At 42.3% G+C, this 19,428-nt stretch carries 14 protein-coding genes; 6 read left to right on the top strand and 8 right to left on the bottom strand.

Annotation, left to right across the window (positions count from 1 at the left end):
• Positions 1-220: 220 nt before the first annotated feature.
• Positions 221-2,692, top strand: a complete 2,472-nt coding sequence (locus O3Q51_15150) for a PQQ-dependent sugar dehydrogenase (protein MCZ4410159.1) — start codon at positions 221-223, stop codon at positions 2,690-2,692.
• Here O3Q51_15150 and O3Q51_15145 read toward each other — a convergent pair.
• Positions 2,689-3,618 carry an SPFH domain-containing protein gene (locus O3Q51_15145; GenBank protein MCZ4410158.1) on the bottom strand — a complete coding sequence of 310 codons (930 nt, stop codon included), beginning with the start codon at positions 3,616-3,618 and terminating at the stop codon, positions 2,689-2,691. The genes O3Q51_15150 and O3Q51_15145 overlap by 4 nt on opposite strands.
• A 162-nt stretch (positions 3,619-3,780) precedes the next feature.
• Here O3Q51_15145 and O3Q51_15140 point away from each other — a divergent pair, with 162 nt between their 5' ends.
• Entirely contained in the window at positions 3,781-6,882 is a 3,102-nt protein-coding gene (locus O3Q51_15140; GenBank protein ID MCZ4410157.1) for a T9SS type A sorting domain-containing protein, read from the top strand.
• Positions 6,883-6,990: 108 nt separating this feature from the next.
• Positions 6,991-8,796 (top strand): translational GTPase TypA, encoded by a 1,806-nt coding sequence (gene typA, locus O3Q51_15135; GenBank protein MCZ4410156.1) that lies wholly within the window; start codon positions 6,991-6,993, stop codon positions 8,794-8,796.
• Here typA and O3Q51_15130 read toward each other — a convergent pair.
• The gene (locus O3Q51_15130) at positions 8,793-9,905 is read right to left on the bottom strand and encodes a hypothetical protein (GenBank protein ID MCZ4410155.1); all 1,113 of its coding nucleotides are present in this window, start codon (positions 9,903-9,905) and stop codon (positions 8,793-8,795) included. The two genes, typA and O3Q51_15130, sit on opposite strands and share 4 nt — an antisense overlap.
• Before the next feature lie 10 nt (positions 9,906-9,915).
• On the bottom strand, positions 9,916-10,266 hold the full coding sequence (locus tag O3Q51_15125) for a hypothetical protein (GenBank protein MCZ4410154.1): 351 nt from the start codon (positions 10,264-10,266) through the stop codon (positions 9,916-9,918).
• A gap of 67 nt (positions 10,267-10,333) precedes the next feature.
• Here O3Q51_15125 and O3Q51_15120 point away from each other — a divergent pair, with 67 nt between their 5' ends.
• Both O3Q51_15120 and O3Q51_15115 read left to right on the top strand, forming a co-directional pair.
• Positions 10,334-10,516 (top strand): CPXCG motif-containing cysteine-rich protein, encoded by a 183-nt coding sequence (locus O3Q51_15120; protein ID MCZ4410153.1) that lies wholly within the window; start codon positions 10,334-10,336, stop codon positions 10,514-10,516.
• Positions 10,517-10,902: 386 nt separating this feature from the next.
• Positions 10,903-11,832, top strand: a complete 930-nt coding sequence (locus tag O3Q51_15115; protein MCZ4410152.1) for a bile acid:sodium symporter family protein — start codon at positions 10,903-10,905, stop codon at positions 11,830-11,832.
• Here O3Q51_15115 and O3Q51_15110 read toward each other — a convergent pair.
• The 3 genes from O3Q51_15110 to O3Q51_15100 form a co-directional block, all read right to left on the bottom strand.
• Entirely contained in the window at positions 11,810-12,169 is a 360-nt protein-coding gene (locus O3Q51_15110; GenBank protein MCZ4410151.1) for a hypothetical protein, read from the bottom strand. The two genes, O3Q51_15115 and O3Q51_15110, sit on opposite strands and share 23 nt — an antisense overlap.
• Before the next feature lie 222 nt (positions 12,170-12,391).
• Entirely contained in the window at positions 12,392-13,057 is a 666-nt protein-coding gene (gene ung, locus O3Q51_15105) for a uracil-DNA glycosylase (GenBank protein ID MCZ4410150.1), read from the bottom strand.
• Between the two features lie 2 nt (positions 13,058-13,059).
• Positions 13,060-14,577 (bottom strand): DEAD/DEAH box helicase, encoded by a 1,518-nt coding sequence (locus O3Q51_15100; protein MCZ4410149.1) that lies wholly within the window; start codon positions 14,575-14,577, stop codon positions 13,060-13,062.
• A 99-nt stretch (positions 14,578-14,676) separates the two neighbouring features.
• Here O3Q51_15100 and O3Q51_15095 point away from each other — a divergent pair, with 99 nt between their 5' ends.
• Positions 14,677-17,247, top strand: a complete 2,571-nt coding sequence (locus O3Q51_15095) for a phosphoenolpyruvate carboxylase (GenBank protein MCZ4410148.1) — start codon at positions 14,677-14,679, stop codon at positions 17,245-17,247.
• 87 nt (positions 17,248-17,334) lie between these two features.
• Here O3Q51_15095 and O3Q51_15090 read toward each other — a convergent pair whose 3' ends face one another.
• Positions 17,335-17,916, bottom strand: a complete 582-nt coding sequence (locus O3Q51_15090; GenBank protein ID MCZ4410147.1) for a TIGR00730 family Rossman fold protein — start codon at positions 17,914-17,916, stop codon at positions 17,335-17,337.
• A gap of 11 nt (positions 17,917-17,927) precedes the next feature.
• Positions 17,928-19,424 carry a hypothetical protein gene (locus O3Q51_15085; GenBank protein ID MCZ4410146.1) on the bottom strand — a complete coding sequence of 499 codons (1,497 nt, stop codon included), beginning with the start codon at positions 19,422-19,424 and terminating at the stop codon, positions 17,928-17,930.
• Positions 19,425-19,428: the final 4 nt, after the last annotated feature.

Below are 19,428 nucleotides of genomic sequence, written 5' to 3'. Positions count from 1 at the left end.
TCATATTGGGAGAATATTAGTAAAAACACTTTAGTTGGATGTAAAAACCATCAGGCTCCTATCAGGCCGTTTAACAGTAGAACTTTTTTAGACATGCTTGTTTTTGAAATCAACTTTTAGGAATAGCATATTAGCAAAACACCAAATGGGATCAATATGTGGTTCTTTAGATCAATTCGGTAACGGATTATTAAATTTGCAGCAACATACAAAGCAGATAATGAGGAACATTTTAATAGGTTTTTTACTGGTTTTAGGCTTAGTATCTCAAAACGCTCAAGCTCAGTATCCCGATGGATTTGTAGAAGAGATAGCATATAATCAATTCAATGTAGCAGCTGGAATTTTATTTGCTGATACCAACTTATCAGTGGTATGGGAGCTCAACGGCACTGTTTGGTTAATATCAAACGATCAAGTTGGAGACGCTCCTGTGATTGATATCTCAGAAGAGGTCGCCTTTTACGGAGACTTAGGTATGATTGGAGCCACACTGGATCCGAATTTTATGGAAAATGGCTACATCTACCTCTTCTATTGTGCGGACACTCACTACCTGCGATTTTTTGGAACACCTGACTATAATCCGGCTGTTAGCGACAACAAAGTTTCTATGGGCAGAATTACTCGATACACCATAGACGTTGACAACCTCACTCTGGTAGAGAATAGCCGAAAAATATTACTCGGAGAAGAAATGGGAACCGGACTCCCTATCTGCGCCCCTGCTCATGGTGTTGGTCAGCTGATGTTTGGAAATGATGGCTCTCTAATTGCCTCGACAGGAGATGGTAATACGTGGGTAGGTTCACCAAATGGAGGAGGTTTTAATGGCGAAGGGCCGCTCCCGCAATACGCAAACGATGATATCGCTCTGGATTACAATATTCTCAAGGAGGAAGAGCAACTTGGTGCTTTCAGAAGTCAGTATATCGACGGATTAAATGGTAAAGTATTAAGAATCAATCCTGAAACGGGTGAAGGACTTCCCAATAATCCGTTTTATAATTCTGCCGATCCTTCTGCTCCACGGTCTAAAATTTGGGCGATGGGGTTCAGAAACCCCTATAGATTTACAATAAAGTCTAATACGGGAGGAGGAAACTTAGAATCAGGTAATCCCGGAACTATCGTACTTTCCGATGTCGGAGATTGGGTATGGGAAGAGGTCAACTTTGTTTCAGATCCGGGAGGAAACTATGGATGGCCAATTTTTCAAGGCCCCATGAGGTATGGTTACTATGCCAATAAAGCCACGAAAAATGTGAATGCACTCAATCCTTTGAGTTCTTCGACTTGCAATGATTACATGGATTATCAAGATGTTGTTCAACAAGAGAATCTTCAGCATGATTATTTCTTTCCAAATCCATGTGATCCTTCGGTAACGATTGATGATACGATCACAACTTTTGTGCATCAAAGGCCAATGTTGAGTTTTGCTAATTCAGCTAACGAAAACAATCAAATCGTCCCACTTATCGCTGCCGTCTCCTCTTTTGATGGAAATGGCGACGCCAACTACACTTCAGTGGAAGATGCAGGAGTAATCGGCTCAAGCTTTACGGGGATTAGCGGAAGTGGAGGAGTATTTATGGAAGGAGATGGTATACCCGAAGAATATCAAGGATGGTATACCCTGGCTGATTTCTCGGGATGGTTACGTGCCATAAAGTTTGACGAAACAAATGAGCCTCAAATAATCGAAACTTGGAATGAATCAATTGGCCCTGTAATTCACATTACACAAAGTCCTTTCAACCAATGTCTGTATGTAACAACGATTGCACCTTCCGAAATAAAGAAAATTTGTTTTGGAGGGAATCTGAAGCCAGTGATCGAAGTTACACCTGATACAGTGTATGGCATAGGTAAGCTTGTAGTCGAACTCGATGCATCAGAGAGTTATGACCCCGAAGGAGATGAATTAACATACACTTGGACATTTGAAGATGGCTCCGAGATGAATGGAGAAATAATCACGAAGACTTTCGCCCCTGTAAATGGAAATATCCACACTGAAAGTATTCTTCTCGAAGTTGAAGATGCTTTGGGCGCTACGTCGGAACAGGTTATTCCGGTGTCTTTAAATAATACTCCGCCTAGTGTAAATTTATCAAGCATCAATGAAGGAGAGCTATATTCTACTCTGAGTCCTACTTTGTTTAACCTGATTGCAGAGGTGACAGATAATGAAAGCAGTCCATCAGAAATGATCTATGAATGGACGCACATACTTCACCATAATACTCATTTTCACTATTTGGACTACTTATCCGGAAATGGAGAAAACCTCACCATTTTCCCAACGGGATGTAGCCCTTTTGAGACATATTGGTACGAAATAGTTATAGAGGTTACGGATCCCGGAGGGCTTAAAGCAAGTGATTCCAGAAATATTTATCCAGATTGTGATGGGACTTTAGAGGAAGGAAGAGATGGGGAAGAGCTGACGCTATCACCAAATCCAGTGGAGAGCGAAATCACAATTATTTCCAGTGGATCCTTGGATCAAGAAATTGAGTACCGTATTTACGATCCGTCAGGCAACCTTATACGCGATGACAAAGTGTTCGTTTATAACAATAGACGTTACTTCCAAATTGGAGTTGACGAATTACAAAGCGGAGTCTATATTTTGGAGATAAAGAATCTGGGGGCTAAGGAGAGAATCAGATTCGTGAAAATTTAATCTTTTGCCTTCTCAGGATTAGCTTCGTTATCCTCTAATTCCAACTCCTTCAACTTATTCGCTGCAATAAAAGAAGTAGTTAACTCCGTTAGCATATTGCTGGCGGCGCTCGGATTATTTGGCAGAAGTATCAAGCTACTACGGCTCTTTTCACTTACGGATTGCAATGTATCGTAATGCTGAGTGACTACTATTAGAGCTGAAGCTTCCTGAGAATTAATCCCCACTTTATTCAACACATTAACCGAGTCTTCCAATCCTCGAGCTATTTCTCTTCGTTGATCAGCTATACCCTGCCCTTGCAGTCTTTTACTCTCTGCTTCCGCGGTAGCCTTGGCTACTATTCTAATTCTTTCAGCCTCCCCTTCGTACTCAGCAGCAGTTCGCTGTCTCTCCGCAGCGTTAATGCGATTCATGGCGATCTTCACCTCTTCTGCCGGATCAATATCGGTTACCAAAGCTTTTATAATACCATAACCATATTCATTCATTGCCTGCTCCAACTCGCGTTTTATCGCAATGGCAATATCATCTTTCTTTTCAAATACATCGTCCAACCTCAATTTAGGTACCTCTGCTCTAACCGTATCAAAAACATATGAAGTAATTTGATCATTCGGATTTTGGAGTCTGTAAAACGCATCATAGATTTTTTCCTTCAGCACCAAGTACTGCACAGAGACTTTCATCTTTACAAAAACATCGTCTTTCGTTTTCGTCTCCACATTTACATCAAGTTGTTGAATCCTAAGGCTAACTCTCCCAGCTATTCGGTCTACAAAGGGTATACGGAGTTGAAACCCTGAATTTCTGACACTTTGAAATCTTCCGAATCTTTCTACTAAGGCAGCGCTTTGCTGCTTTACCGTAAATACTCCAAGAAGAAGTAATACGAGTAGTACGACTATTATAATTGGTGTTATCATCACTTATGTTTTTTATGGAACGTCGAATATAATCAATCAGCACCGCATTCGAATTTTGGAAAAGGTTACATTTTTTCGACGAATTGAAGAATTTAACAGTTTAATATTTGACTTTGCTTGTTTTGTACCTCACCTTTGCATCTTAACAAAATAAATTTTGCTATGATAAAATGCTTACGACAACCAATTGCAGTGTTGATTGCTTTCTTTTTAGGAAGCACAGCATTTGCGCAAGAATGCACAAACTACAAACTCTATTACACGCATGAAGCTTCGGGTGAAGATGGATATGCCTTAATAGAGGTTGATCTTAGTGAAGGTTTAGCTTCACTAACTACTTTAGAAGAAAACATCGGAGAAGCACATATCGCTCTATCTCCTGATGGAGGTTCCATTTATGTCCTGGGGACCGACCTTAGAGTGTATGATGTTGCCTCAGGAACAATGTCTGAGTCAATTTCAATTCAAACTGCTGACGGAGCCTCACTTTCAGGATTCCCAAGTGCTGTATGTGATGCCAATGGAGTTCTTTACGGAGGACATTCGGGGACTGACCAAGTATATACCATTGCTCTTGACGGAACGGCTACTGCCTTCGGTCCTAGTGTTGATGTAAACGGAGGAGACTTGATCTTCGCAGGTGAAGACCTTTGGACAATCAACAGAGGTACTAACGTTTTCACCAAAGTACTTACAGGAGAGAATTTCTCTGTAGCCGTAAATGAAATCAATGGTGCAGCCACACTAGGAAACGGAAACGTTATAGTTGCTGACGGAAACGGTCAAGGTTTGTTTAAAGAGATTGACTTATCTGATGCTAGCGTTGTCGCTGAATACGAATCAGGTTTGCCGCTTTTCAATGGAGACTTTGCAGGTGGATGTTTGGACAACAACCCTGACGGATCTGCTTGTGATGATTTTAGCATTTTCTATGCAAATCACGGTCCCGGTGTAAGTGGAACTGATATCTACAATGTAGATCTTGGTTCAGGAGTGGCTGATCTTTCTTTTGAATTCAACCTTCCTTACGAAGCTCATATTGCTTATCAAGAAGATGCAGCTTTGGTACTTTTTGTAAATGCCAACGGAAATTTCGTTGATTTTTATGATCCTGCTACGGGAACTATCGAAAGCCAATTGTCTTTAGCAAATGGGATTAACACACTTTACGCAGTAGTTTACAATGCAAACGACGAAAAGCTTTATGTAGGTGATGATAGTGATAACAAGATTTATGCTGTAGACTTAACGGATGGTTCTTATGAATTCGTTGCTGATGCACCCATTCATGGTGGAGACCTTATTTTGATCGACAATGAACTATACGTAGCTACTAGAGCAGGTGACGAACTAAGAAAGGTAGTAGGAAGCTCTACTGAATTCGTTCAAAATATACCTGCTGATGTCAACGGAGCTTGCGCAGATGCTAACAACAATATTTTGTTGGCCAACTTCATGAGCGATGTGTTTACAGTCGTTGACACCGATGGAAATGAAGTTGAAACTTACGACCTAATGTTGGAAGGAGAGTCTTTTACTGCTAAGAATGGTGACCTTGCCGGTGGTTGCAATGACAACGATGGTGAAGTGGTTTGCCTGGAATACGCTGTTTACCTCATCAACAATCCTGAGCAAGGTGGATCAACACTTTACAAGGTAAACATCGCAGGTGGATCAGCTACTTTAGAAGTTGAAGCAGAATTCGAACACGGTGCTCATATTGCACTCGGAAATGAGGGTCAGATCTATGTGGTGGCTGCAGTACAAGGAAAGTACAGCGTTTACGATCCTTCATCAAACACATTAAGCGCTCCTATCCAAATTACTTTTAATGGTGCACCTGTAAATGGAACACCTCAAGCAGTTGTAGATCCTTCAACAGGCGATTTATACGTTGCTTCAGTAGTTGATGAAGCGGTTTATCAAGTAAACCCTGCCACAGGAGAAGCAGCCTTATTCGCTTTGACAGAAGTAAGTGGTGGTGACTTGGTCTTCACACAAGACGGAGATCTTTGGATCACAAACAGATTTAATGATGTATTCCTAAATCTTACTGATGGCGTATCATCGTTCGAGCCGGGATTGGCTAACATCAATGGTGCAGCAGTGCTTGAAGACGGAACAATCATCGTTTCAAATGCCGGAAGTTCTGAACTAAACCTCATAGATCCTTCGACAGGAATGCTCATGGAAACGTCTTATGGCATTGATATCGTTCTCGAAAACGGAGATATGGCAGCGGGTTGTGTCGGTGGATTTACCGTGATCGAAGAGTGTGATGACTTCAGATACTTCTACATCGCTGATAATACACCTGGTTTTACTCAAGGTACAGTATTCGAAGGTGAAGTGAGTGATGGTGAATTCGTATTGACTCAACTGTTTGAAACAGGTTTGGTAGCTCACCTTGCGGTGAACACTGACAATGGAACCTTTTATGTAGTAAACGGAAGCGTCTTGAGAACATACAGCTACGGTGGTGCTCAGATTAATGAAGTTTCTACCAGCTCTATTGGCAACGTAACTGCGGCAGTTTTCAATCCTGCAGATGGACTGGTATACGTTGGCGACGCCAGCGACAACGAGATCTGGACAGTTGATGCTGTTTCCGGTGATGCAAATTTAGTTGCTGAGGACGTTCCTGTTCAAGGAGGAGATTTGTTCTTGGACGAATTAGGTAAACTTTACCTCATCGAAAGAAACAACAACGGACCATCAAAACTTTACAAAATTGAAGATGGCGCTGCAGTAGAAGTAGCTGACCTGATCAATTCTGTGAATGGTGGTGCGCGAAACGCTGACGGTGGTCTGATAGTAGCTGAAGGAGATAACTCAAACAGTTTCTACCTATACGATATTGATGGTGGAAACGAAACAATGTTAGCTGCTGTTCTCGATGGTAACGCGTTCCCGGTAGTTGATGGAGATATGGCTTCAGGTTGCTTTGACAACACTGAAATCTTTGAACCACAAGAAGCAATCGTGGTGGCTGAAAATGTTCCGGCACTATTCAACACTTACCCGAATCCAACCAAAGGTACTTCGAACATCAATTTTGAAGTAATGCAAGATGGATTCACTTCGATTGAATTGGTTGACTTGAACGGAAGAACACAACAGGTTGTTTTCAGCCAAGAAGCATTTGCAGGGCAGGAATACAGCCTTCAAATTCAGGCCAATGATCTTCCTGATGGAGTTTACATCTACAAGTTGACTACCAAACAAGGAGTTGTAACCAAGAAGTTGATGATCAATAAGAACTAATTAGTAAAAAATAACGAGTCAAATCCCACCCTTCGAGGGTGGGATTTTTTTTTACCCTATACGCAAAAGTAAAGCGTACCTTTGCAGCCAATTTTAGAAACACTCAGTATGAGTTCAATCAGAAACATTGCCATTATTGCCCACGTTGACCACGGAAAAACTACCCTCGTTGACAAAATGATCCAGCTGGGTCAAATCTTTGGAGAACACGAGAAACCAGGTGACCTAATCATGGATAACAACGACCTGGAGAGAGAGCGAGGAATTACCATTTTAGCAAAGAATGTCTCCGTTATTTATAAAGATTATAAGATCAATATCATTGATACTCCCGGTCACAGTGACTTTGGTGGTGAAGTAGAGCGAGTGATGAACATGGCTGATGGTGTTCTGCTTTTAGTAGATGCTTTTGAAGGACCGATGCCTCAAACTCGTTTCGTTCTTGAGAAAGCCTTGAATGCAGGGTTGAAGCCGATTGTTGTTGTGAACAAAGTCGATAAAGAAAACTGTACTCCTGAAGAAGTACATGAAGCTGTTTTCGATCTCATGTTTGACTTGGGAGCCACTGAAGAGCAGTTGGATTTTCAAACTATTTATGGAAGTGCGAAAAACAACTGGATGAGTGAAGATTGGCAAAAGCCAACCGACAACATCACTCCTCTCATGGATATGATCATCAAAGAAATTCCTGAACCTCACGTAGAAGATGGGCCGTTTCAGATGCTTATCACTTCTTTGGACTTTTCTCCTTACTTAGGTAGAATTGCCGTTGGAAAAGTGAAAAGAGGTACAATTAAGGCCAATCAAAAGGTTGCACTTCTCAAAAGAGATGGCACTTCTCCAAAAGGAAACGTAAAGGAAGTTTATGTTTTTGAAGGTCTACAAAAACGAAAAGTACCCGAGGTTTTCTCAGGAGATATTTGCGCACTGGCGGGAATCGAAAACTTTGAAATAGGCGATACCGTTTCTGACGCTGATCAGCAAGAAGCGCTTCCAACTATTGATATTGATGAGCCTACTATGAGTATGCTATTCACTATCAATGATTCTCCATTCTTTGGAAAAGAAGGAAAATATGTGACTTCAAATCACTTGAAAGAGCGATTGAAGAAAGAACTCGAAAAAAACTTGGCGCTGAAAGTTGAGCCAGCTGAGAAAGGTGATTCTTTCAGAGTCTTTGGACGTGGTGTTCTTCACATCTCTGTTCTGGTCGAAACGATGAGAAGAGAGGGTTATGAGCTACAAATAGGACAACCAAGAGTAATCATCAAGGAAATAGACGGAAGAAAGTGTGAACCGATGGAGGACTTGCGTATCGATCTACCCGAATCTTACTCTGGAAAAGCGATTGAACAGGTCAATTTCCGAAAAGGAGAAATGACTTCTATGACTCCCAAGGGGGATAGAATGGTGTTGGAATTTAAGATTCCTTCACGTGGAATAATAGGTTTGAGAACTTACTTAATGACTGCGACTTCCGGCGAAGCCATTATGACGCACCGATTTACAGGGTTTGAACCCATGAAAGGTGAGATTGGCGGAAGACAAAACGGTTCATTGATCAGCATGGAATTGGGTAAAGCCATTCCTTATTCACTTAATAACCTTCAGGATAGAGGAAAATTCTTTGTTGATCCGAACGAGGAAATCTACGAAGGACAAGTAATCGGGGAAAACACACGCCCCGGAGATCTGACAATCAACGTTACCAAGACAAAGAAGATGTCAAATATGCGCAGCTCAGGAGCTGATGACAAGTTGAAAATAGCTCCTGCTCTCAAGTTCTCATTGGAAGAGGCATTGGAATACATTCAGGCTGACGAGTATGTAGAAGCTACTCCACTGTCTTTAAGAATTAGAAAGGTATACCTCAAGGAGCACGACAGAAAGCGATCGGTAAAAGAATTCAGTTAAGTTTCTATGGAAGGACGGTAGTCTTCAGGTGTTTTACCAAATGTCCAGGAGACCGCCTCCTCTACCCCTGATAAACCGGGTGGGACGCACAGAAAATATTTTCTTCCTGTAGAGGGACAGACTACCTTAGCGAAGTAGATAAAGTCTCCTGCTAATTTGTCAACTTTCTCGGTTCGGTAAAGTACCAACTCGTTGCCGAATCGATCTGTTTTTCTATCCAAGGAGACCAGACCCAAGAGATTTCCGAATTTCTCACTGCCCAATTTTTCTTGATAACACCTTCTGACTTCTGCATTGGTTTCATTGAGAATTTCGCTGGCAGTGATGGTTTCAGGATTGCAAATTAGCTTTGACGGCACTTCAATACCATTCCAGTAAGCCAAGTCGGTGCCGTCAATCCAGCTTACGGCAACCTCATCGTCATGATGTAAGACCAGGTTTTCGTTCTTGTGCATGCAACTTGGAACAGGGACCAGCACCGCAAACTCTTCAAAGAAATATCCACAGAAAAGACCGCATTGCACGAACTTAGAATAGCTCTCAGGAACTAGAGAGTCAATCCCAAACACCTCTGAACATCCTCGATAGAAATTTAGCCAGTCTCGATCAGCGAAGGAAGGGTGAGCAGCAAACTCTGGAGAAGATTTCTCTTTTCTAGACCGCAGATTCGTGATACTCCTTTCTACAACATGATGCACAGACTGCGAGAACTGAAAATTCAGATCTCGAAACAGAATATTCCGAACTTCCTGAAACAACTCTGGGCCGAGCTCTTCTTTCAAAGCGGCCTTAGCAGATTTGGCAAGATTAAAAACAGAGAAATCTATCCTTTTGCGAATTGAACAAAACTCAGTATGGAGGGCAAATTCTATAATATTGTCATGCTTTTTTGAAAATATCCTTCCCTGTATATGATCTAAAATAGAAGCAGCATCACTAGGCCCGTCTGCTATAAAGACGTTCGGCTTTGAAATATTTAAAAAATCCGTGTAGAATTCGTGGCAGTGAGATGCTAATTTGATTTTATCAAGCTCACAAGAAAACCCCTTCTCAAGAAGAGTCCTCTTGAAATTATAAAGACTATTTGCCTCGTTTCTCGTGATCTTCATTCTCTCTGGATCAATCTCTTACAGCTCTTATAGCTTTTGAGTATGGATTGTACTCTCTTTGCTTGATCACCCTGTACTTTCCCGGTGGGATGACTATTGGCGCATGCTCTTGTGTCCATTCACGTGAATCAATCAAGAGGTGCTCAAGCGCAGCTTCTGACTCTACATTCAGATATTGAGTCACCAGTCCTCCTCCATCGGTCAACTCGTTTTCATCAGCGACAAGTATTTCAACGGCCTCACCTTTTATAAAATGACCATGATTACGTCCTTCACCCCTTACCAAAAGCGTTTCATTCGTAGTACTTCTCTCTGGTATAGAGTTCAACTTCTCTAACAATACATCACCTTGTCTATACATTATTTTGCACTTTTATTCAAAACACTTTAAAGTTACAAAGGTTGATAGTCCATACCAAGAATTAAAAATGATCGAATACTTTTTTACTTGCCCTTACTGTTTTCAAGAAATATCCATGCTCGTAGACGTCTCATTGCCTGAACAAGAATACATTGAAGACTGTGAAGTTTGTTGTAATCCTATCGAGGTGAAAGTTTCAGCTGAAAATCAGGAAATCACAAATTTCGAGGTTTTTTCAATCGAACAATGATCTTGAAGATTCAACAGTAAAAACCCTCAAACCTCATGTTCATGAGGGCTTAAACCTGTTTCATACCTTGTTAGACCACCTTAGTCGATACCATGATGTGTAATTTGGACATAAACTATTCTTGGCTTTCCAAACTTGCATTCACATTGTTGTAAATCGCCTTTTCCCATAGACTAAACACCACTATATTTGACCTGTATTTCGATTCTAGAAATACAGCGAGGTTTTGGTTAGCCCGTTAGTATACTTAGGTATGCTAGCAGCCGCAAGTGTAGTCCGATCTTTAATGGTTGTTTTAGATTGATTGGTTATCGATTCTTTGAATCGCTTTCAGGACGCACTTGCGGTTTTTCTTTTTCTTCTTTCTTTGTAGAAATCAAAAGCCTTTGGATTCTACAGTTTCACTCGATTCCATCTCGATTTCATTTTCCAGTGATAGCTTAGTGCTGCTCAACCTATGCCTAGGCTTTATCATGTTTGGCGTTGCATTGGGAATAAACACAGCAGATTTCGAGCAGCTTATGAAGAACCCTAGGGCCGTTTTGGCTGGTGTATGCTCGCAATTTATTATTCTACCCCTTCTGACCTTCATCTTGGTTCTTGTATTCAAACCTCATCCTGCTTTGGCACTTGGGATGATTCTGGTGGCTTCTTGTCCGGGTGGAAATATTTCAAATTTCTTTTCCTCTATCTCAGGCGCGAATGTTTCTCTTTCAGTAACGCTTACCGCGGTTGCAACTTTTCTAAGTCCAATTTTGACACCTTTCAACTTTGACTTCTATTCGAAGAGCGCGCTCCAAGCCGGTGATTTTCTCACCTCATTTGAGCTAAGTTTTTTCGATATGCTTAAAACCGTTTTGATCTTATTGGTAATCCCATTGATCCTAGGGATTCTTTTCAGAAAGAGATTTCCCCATATCACTTCAAAAATTGAGAAGCCTATCAGAATTATAAGTATGCTAGTACTATTGGGGTTTATAGCCGTCGGATTACTCAATAATTTCGATGCTTTCTTAGATCATATCGATTTAGTTTTCGTGCTCGTTCTGGTGCATAATGGTGTAGCTTTGCTTTCCGGATACTTTTCGGCAAAGGCTTTCGGCTTGCAGGATGATTTAAAAAGAACGGTTATTATCGAAACAGGGATCCAAAACTCAGGCCTGGGCCTCATCATTATCTTTAATTTTTTCGATGGAAATGGCGGGATGGCTATGATAGCAGCATGGTGGGGCATCTGGCATATCATTTCAGGACTTACACTGTCCTACTTTTTCCAACTTCGTGATAAGCGGCTCACCGAACGTACTCCTTCTTAATCACCAACGTGAGGTACTCATCTTCTGATTCGAGATACCCGTGATCGTAACAGTATTTGTAAGTTTTACCTTTTGAGGTAGTATAGATATTGGTTAGGTAGTTAAAATTAAACCCTTCTGCGAGCAAAAGATCTCGACGCACTCTGGTTGTGCCCGTTTTGTTCAATCCCGCGAGTGTCCTGCGGTTCTTCTTAAGAATGGCATTGACTCTTTTCATCTCTTCCCTTCCCTCTACGTTTGTTCGGTTGTGGTAAGAGCTTCGACATGAGTCCGAACAAAACTTGGCATCTACCCTACCTGTAAACTGATCTTGACATTCCAAACATTGCTTTTTCATCTCTTTGGCTTTGGTAGCTTCAAGATAGCAATTTTTGATCTTTAGATGAAAGCCCGATTCATTTCAGATTAAGAATGACAAAATGTATATTTGCCAAAATTTCAAGATTAAGCCATGCTGGAAAAGAAAAATAAAGACTTAGAGCCTGAAATCGCAATGCCGGTAGTATTTGCCATCTTCATTCTGGCGACAATCGTCCTTTTGATCTGGATGGCGTCTTAATCACCACTCTATCTGAGCCTTACCCTCACCATTTAAGTAAGCGTTGGCCTTACTGAAATGTTTACAGCCGAAAAAGCCGCGATAGGAAGACAAAGGCGAAGGATGCGGAGCCTGTAAAACCAGGTGTTTGTTTCGGTCTATGACAGCTCCCTTTTTTTGCGCATAGCTGCCCCAAAGCATAAATACTATGTTTTCTCTTTTTTGACTGAGTGCCTTTACCGCGGCATCGGTAAATCTCTCCCACCCCTTATTTTGATGAGAGCCTGCTTGATGTGCTCGCACAGTTAAGGTAGCATTTAAAAGCAAAACCCCTTGATCTGCCCATCTCTCCAGGTTTCCATTGACAGGCATTTCTATCTCCAAGTCATCACGTACCTCAGCAAATATGTTCTTCAATGATGGAGGCAGTGCTACACCTTCATTCACAGAAAAACACAATCCATTGGCTTGACCAGGCCCGTGATAGGGGTCCTGACCCAAGATAACTACTTTCACATCTTGAAAAGGCGTATGATCGAGGGCACTAAAAATGAGCTGGCCCGGGGGATAAACCTTTGTACTCGCATATTCTTGCTTCACAAATGAGATCAGCGATTGGAAATAAGGTTCCGTGAACTCATCACTCAAAACGGCCTTCCAAGACGGATGTAATCTGATCTCAGACATAATTACATCATTTCTAACCTCAACCCGTTCTTGAGTTTTCTGATGTAAGTGTCTTTTAGCCAATCGCTGTAGCTCTCAGTGGCATTATGCAAACAAGAGCAATACAGTCGGCACCTATACTCAATCTCCTCTTTAAGGTGATCTACCAACTCAAGTCCATCATAATAGTCCTCAGAATTTTTAATGATCTGTTTCATGTGGTTGTCTATGCTCAAGTCAACTGCCTTCTTTGGCTTCTCTCCGCGATCAGCTAACTCAGCATAGACACGCTTCATATTAAACTCATCTTCGGGGCCATTCTTTGGAAAAAGCTCTTGTAGCCACTCGGGTCGCACATAGTGGTAATCGACCATAAGTTGATTATCCCGATCGTTGATCTTTTCAAAGTACTTATCGGGAAATTTGAAAATATCTTGCCAATTGATGTAGTCTTGCCATAAACCAAGCCTTTCGACATTATTACCCAAATCAATAATAGTAAAGTGCTTCTTTGTCTTGGTGCTTCGCGAACCTCTCCCAATCATCTGATGATAAAGCGTGAGCGAGCGTGTAGCTCGGTTGATAATGATGCTCTCAACCGAAGGCTCATCAAAACCTGTTGTCAAGATTCCGACACTGGTTAAGATCGCTCCATCCGTATTTCTAAACCAGTCCAAAGTATCTTTTCGATCTTTTGCGGTGAACGTGCTGTCCAAATGCTTTACCTTGAAACCACCGTTCTTGAACAGCTCATATACTCTGATCGATGTAGCTATACCACTATTGAAAATTAATGTCTTCTTACCTGCTGCTCGCTCTTGATATGCTGCCAAGAGTCGGTCTTGCATGGTGTACAAGCTGTACAATCGGTCCAAAGAACTGATCGTATAGTCCCCGTCGGTACCAACTTTGAGCGATCTTAAATTCACGTTGAAGGTGTAGGTAGTCGCGTCGCTCAAATACTCATCGGCAATAAGGCTTTTAATACTGTGACCGACAAGGAGCTCATTGTAATTCTCATTGAGCGGCAAATTTCGATTTGAGGATAACGGAGTAGCCGTAACACCAAGCATATTGGCTTCTTTAAAAAACTTAAAAAGCTTTCTAAACGAATTATAATGCGCCTCATCGATAATAACCAAACCAATATTTCTGAGATACTGATCATCCTCATTCAATCGATTGTTGAGCGTTTCGACCATCGCTACATAGCAACTATACTCCTCGCGATCATGGAGTTCCTTCACATCACGGTCGATGATCTTATTTTTTACGTCAATCTCACCCAAAGCCTTGGAGGTCTGGGCACAAAGCTCCACACGGTGCGTTAAAATCAAAACCTTCTTACCGGTATCACCAATAAACTTCTTGGCAATCTCACTAAAAATAATGGTCTTCCCTCCACCTGTAGGCAACTGAAAAAGCACGTCGACCTTGCCTTTCGCCTTCTCAAATGCGGTAAAGATCTTGTCAATCGCTTCTTCCTGGTAAGGGTAGAGTTCTTTCTCGATCACAGATACTGATGTAGCCTTATCTTCCATAAAAACGGCACAAAGTTAACGAGAATGAATGGTTAGCGAAAACCCAATTGTCCCCTTTTCCTTTTGTACCTTCATCCGCTGAAAAACTCAATACACATTATGAACAATAACGTGAGCGCATTCAATGACTTGGTGCTTCTTCGATTCAAGATTTACAATTCTATTTTTTTGACGCTTAACCTTGATGGAGTTCACAGAACAGGCATTCTTCTTCCACTTTTGGAAGAGCGTTGTGCTGAAGGGTTGAAAAACGGGTACTCACCAAAAGAGATCGTCGAAGCATTCTTTGAAGACAGAAAGGAATACAATACTGAGGAAACTCAAATAGATCAACTCTTTAGATTTGTTCAGTACATCGAAAGACAAGTAGTGCTGGTAGACGCTCTCGAAGATGCTGCTTACGACCTTGTACACAAAATGGATGGAAATGGCTCTGTTCATGCCTTTTTCAATCAAACAGCCAACAGAAATGCCGGAGAAGCTTTAAGAGAAGCTCTCAAAAACTTTAGAGTGCGAGTAGTCTTGACAGCTCACCCTACACAATTCTATCCCGGACCTGTCCTCGGAATCATTACCGATTTGGCTGAAGCAATCGAACGAAATGACTTGAGCAACATTAAGTCATATTTAGCTCAACTTGGAAAAACACCATTTTTCAAAAAAACCAAACCGACTCCCTATGACGAAGCCGTAAGCTTGATTTGGTACCTCGAGAATGTCTTTTACAAAAGTATCCCTGAGATTTACGACAATGTATGTGCTCAATTAGGAGATCATGCAGAAGACATCTTGGGAGATAATTCCTTACTCCAACTTGGCTTCTGGCCGGGAGGAGACCGCGATGGAAACCCTTTCGTAAGCGTAGACACATCGCTTCAAGTAGCCGACCGTTTGAGAACCAGCGTATTCAAGAGCTACTACAAAGATATTCGCGAACTCAAGAGAAGAATCACCTTCCGTGGAGCGCTCGAAATTGTTGAAGCCATTGAGTCGAAGCTTTACAAATCTGCTTTTGTCAATCCCGATAATCCGGTCATTCGACTCAAGTGGCTTGAAAATAAACTCAACGAACTTAAAGCGGTTATTGAAGAAGAGCACAGAGGGCTCTATCTTGAAGAAGTGGAGTCGATGCGACGAAAGCTGAGAGTTTTTGGCTTCCATTTTGCCAGCCTGGACATTCGCCAAGACAGCCGTGTTATAGCCAAGACATTTGAGGCGCTTCTGCCAAAGATCAACAAGTCGAAGGCACAGGATAGTTTGAAAGACGATTTTGAAAAATTACTCGAATTGGAGCCGCTCAAATCGAAGCCAAGATTGGAAGATCCCACCTTAAACGATACCATTTCTTCATTCTACGCCATGCAGGAAATTCAAGAGCGAAATGGCACTTCAGGATGCTATCGTTATATCATCAGCAATTGCCGCGGTGAAATAGATATGGCCAGAGTATTTGGAATGGCGAAACTCAGCGGAATGGGCTCAAAGATGTTTATGGATGTTATCCCCCTCTTTGAAACTATCGACGACTTGCAAGCTGCAGGAGAAGTGATGGACAGGATTTACAAAAACTCGACTTACCTCAAGCATCTGAAAAACCGAAATATGAAGCAGGTTGTGATGCTTGGATTCTCTGATGGAACAAAAGATGGTGGCTATCTTTCTGCCAATTGGAACATTTTCAGAGCTAAAGAGGAGATCTCTTGGGTATCCCGAGAACATGGGATTCAGGTCGTATTCTTCGATGGACGAGGAGGTCCACCTGCTCGTGGTGGAGGAAATACGCATAAATTTTATGCGTCGCTTGGGCCGACCATCGACAGTAGTCAGATCCAACTCACCATTCAAGGACAGACGATAAGTTCGAACTTTGGTACAGAGGAATCCTCTCGTCACAACTTGGAGCAACTGCTCACAGCAGGTCTCGAAAACCAGGTCATTCACTCTCCCGAGAAGATTCTCGGAGAAGAAGCGCGTGAAACGCTTGAGGAGCTTTCGGACATCAGCTACAAAGCCTACAGCGACTTTAAAGCACATCCGAAATTTGTGCCTTACCTCGAAAAAATGAGTACGTTGAAGTACTATGGGCAGACCAATATTGGCAGCCGCCCTTCCAAAAGAGGAAACAGTGACAAATTAAAATTCGAAGATTTACGTGCTATTCCTTTCGTTGGAGCATGGAGCCAATTGAAGCAAAACGTACCGGGCTTTTATGGCCTTGGAAGAGCCTTTGAAGCCTTCGACAAGGCAGGAAGACTTGAGGAGATCAAAGAGCTTTATACCAACTCTCTTTTCTTCAGGACCTTGCTGGGTAATTCTATGCAATCGCTTTCAAAGACCTACTTTGAGCTAACCCGCTACATGGAGAAAGATAAAGAATTCGGAGAGTTCTGGAAACTCATTTACGAGGAATCACTGCGTGCAAAAAAATACTTGTTGCTCATCTCAGGACAGGATGAGTTACTCCAAACCAATCCCGATATCAAGGCAAGCATCAAACTGAGAGAGCAGATTGTATTGCCTCTACTTACCATTCAGCAGCACGCGTTGATACGTATTAAAGAATTGGAAAAATCGAAAGGCAAAAAGAACGAAGAATTAAGAGAAAGCTATAACAAGCTCATCGTGCGCTCCCTTTACGGGAATATTAATGCGAGTAGGAATAGTGCCTAACGTGGTATTGGGGATGGAGTATTGGGTATTGAGATTTCCATGAAGAGAATGATTAGTTAAAAGTCTAAAATTTAGCCTTTCAGTAGATCAGGTCTGCTCCTCTAGCATCTCTAAAGCCGACGGAGGCGCTTCGTAATTTCGCATTTTGGTCAATAGTTCGGGCATTTCTTCAGCTACCAGAACCATGTCTTTGCATGATTCCCTGAGCAGTCCTGCCTCGGCCATGTGGTCAAACATTTCCAAGAGCTTGTTGTAATAGCCCGCTACATTGAGAATTCCGATGGGCTTTGTGTGCAGCCCCAACTGGGCCCATGTCAACATCTCAAAGAGTTCTTCGAATGTACCAAAGCCTCCGGGCAAGGCGATCACGCCATCGCTCAGATCGTGCATTTTGAGCTTTCGCTCGTGCATGGATTCCACAAAAATCAATTCCGTAAGGCCCTTATGCTCCAATTCTTTCTTGCGCATAAAGGTGGGCAAAACACCGATCACATCACCCCCATTTTCCAAAGCACCATCCGCTACAGCGCCCATCAGGCCTAGTTTTGAGCCACCAAAAACTACCCTGACACCTTCGGAGGCAATTGTACCTCCCGTCTTCTTTGCAGCATCAAAATAGAGATCATTAACACCTCTGGATGAGGCACAAAAAACAGCGATACTTTTCATAGTAGGAATCTTTACGGCGTTTGATTGATTATCCCCTTGACCCTTCCGGGGAAAAGGGAATTAACGGTATGAATCGCTAACAAAAATAGTGGAATCAAATAAGGCAACATGTACCGCTCTTCAATTCCTCTTTGAATAAATATGAGATAGAAAAAGAAAAGCATGGCCGGCAGCCAAATGGAGGTGTACCATGAACTCTTTTTCCTGAAAAGGAAAACGAATGCCAACAAGTAAGTGAACAAATGAACCAAGAGTGAAAGCCATCTCAGCAATTCAATCAAGACATTTCCTCGTAGGGGCTTTTGGAAGAGGTACAGAGACAAGTTGCTGTGAACTGTTAATTCTTTGACAACGGTAGCGGGGCCAACCAACCAAGCTCGAGTGAAATTGTCCGACACATACTCCTTTTTCACCAAATCAAATCTTTTGGATAGGTCTGCCTCGCCGGTCAAAGAATGATTGATGGGCTGATTTGCCAGTTGATAAGGAACCTGCTGCCTCAAAACGGCAATGTATTGACTATAAAACTCCGTCAGCTCATCGCGACTGAAGGTTTGAAGAACGGAGCCGTCAAGCTTCTCGATAGTGCCATTGATGGCTTTACCTTCCGAAATCGCTCCCTCAGCGGCTTGCCACAACATGCCCATTGATTGGTGAAACTCCACTCCCGTTTGCCCCGTCATTTTATGAAAGCCCCAAGCAGCCTTGTGAAGTGGCCTGTACAGATCTGCAGCATCCGTCTGATAGATTGGGTGAAGGTCGAATCTTCCGATAAAACGGTGGACTCGAACTTGCCATAGAAAAATCGGCAGCAGTGAAATAAGTAGAACTGATACCAGCCTTTTCTTCAATAAGGAATAAAACGGTAGGTATGAAATAACCAACAGAATCATGGCTGGTCTTAGCAGGATCAAAAATCCAAGTGCTATGGCAGAGACCAATAATAGCTTGCGATTCCTTTCGATTCCGAGGAAAAGAAATGTGTAGAAAAAGACCACCAATGAAGGAGTTAATGCCTCAGTGAGTGTATAGCTCAAAAACCCATAAAACATGGGCATAAGGGAAATGAAAACGGCCAACCACCAAGAAACCTTTTCTGTAAATCCCAGACTTCGAGCGAGAAACGGAATAGCGCCCACGGCCAAACTCCATAAGATCAGCTGAAACAACACCATCGCCCAAAGGCCATTCGTCGCATCGGATAAGTAGGAAAAAACTCCATAGATCATCCCGTATCCGGGAGACCGAAGCACATAACCACCGAGACCCGGATTAGCTCCTTTCCAAACTCCTGTCTCGATAAAATTAAGAGCGGGTCTGATATAAGAGGCGTCATCAGCCGTTCTGACGCTGATGCCATCTCTAAGTGCCTCAGGATTATCTGACGCAAGAAATTCATGGTTTGCCAAGTGCACAAACAAGGCACAGAAGAAAGCCAAGAGTGCCAAGCCTAAAATCCTTGCAACCCCTGAAAAGTTCGTACTTTTCACCACTTTTTGGCTCGTCATTTGC

It is taken from the genome of Cryomorphaceae bacterium 1068, from assembly GCA_027214385.1.
GTDB lineage: Bacteria > Bacteroidota > Bacteroidia > Flavobacteriales_D > Cryomorphaceae > JAKVAV01.
Note: the sequence above shows the minus strand (reverse complement) of the source record. Positions and strands in the feature narration are given on the sequence as shown.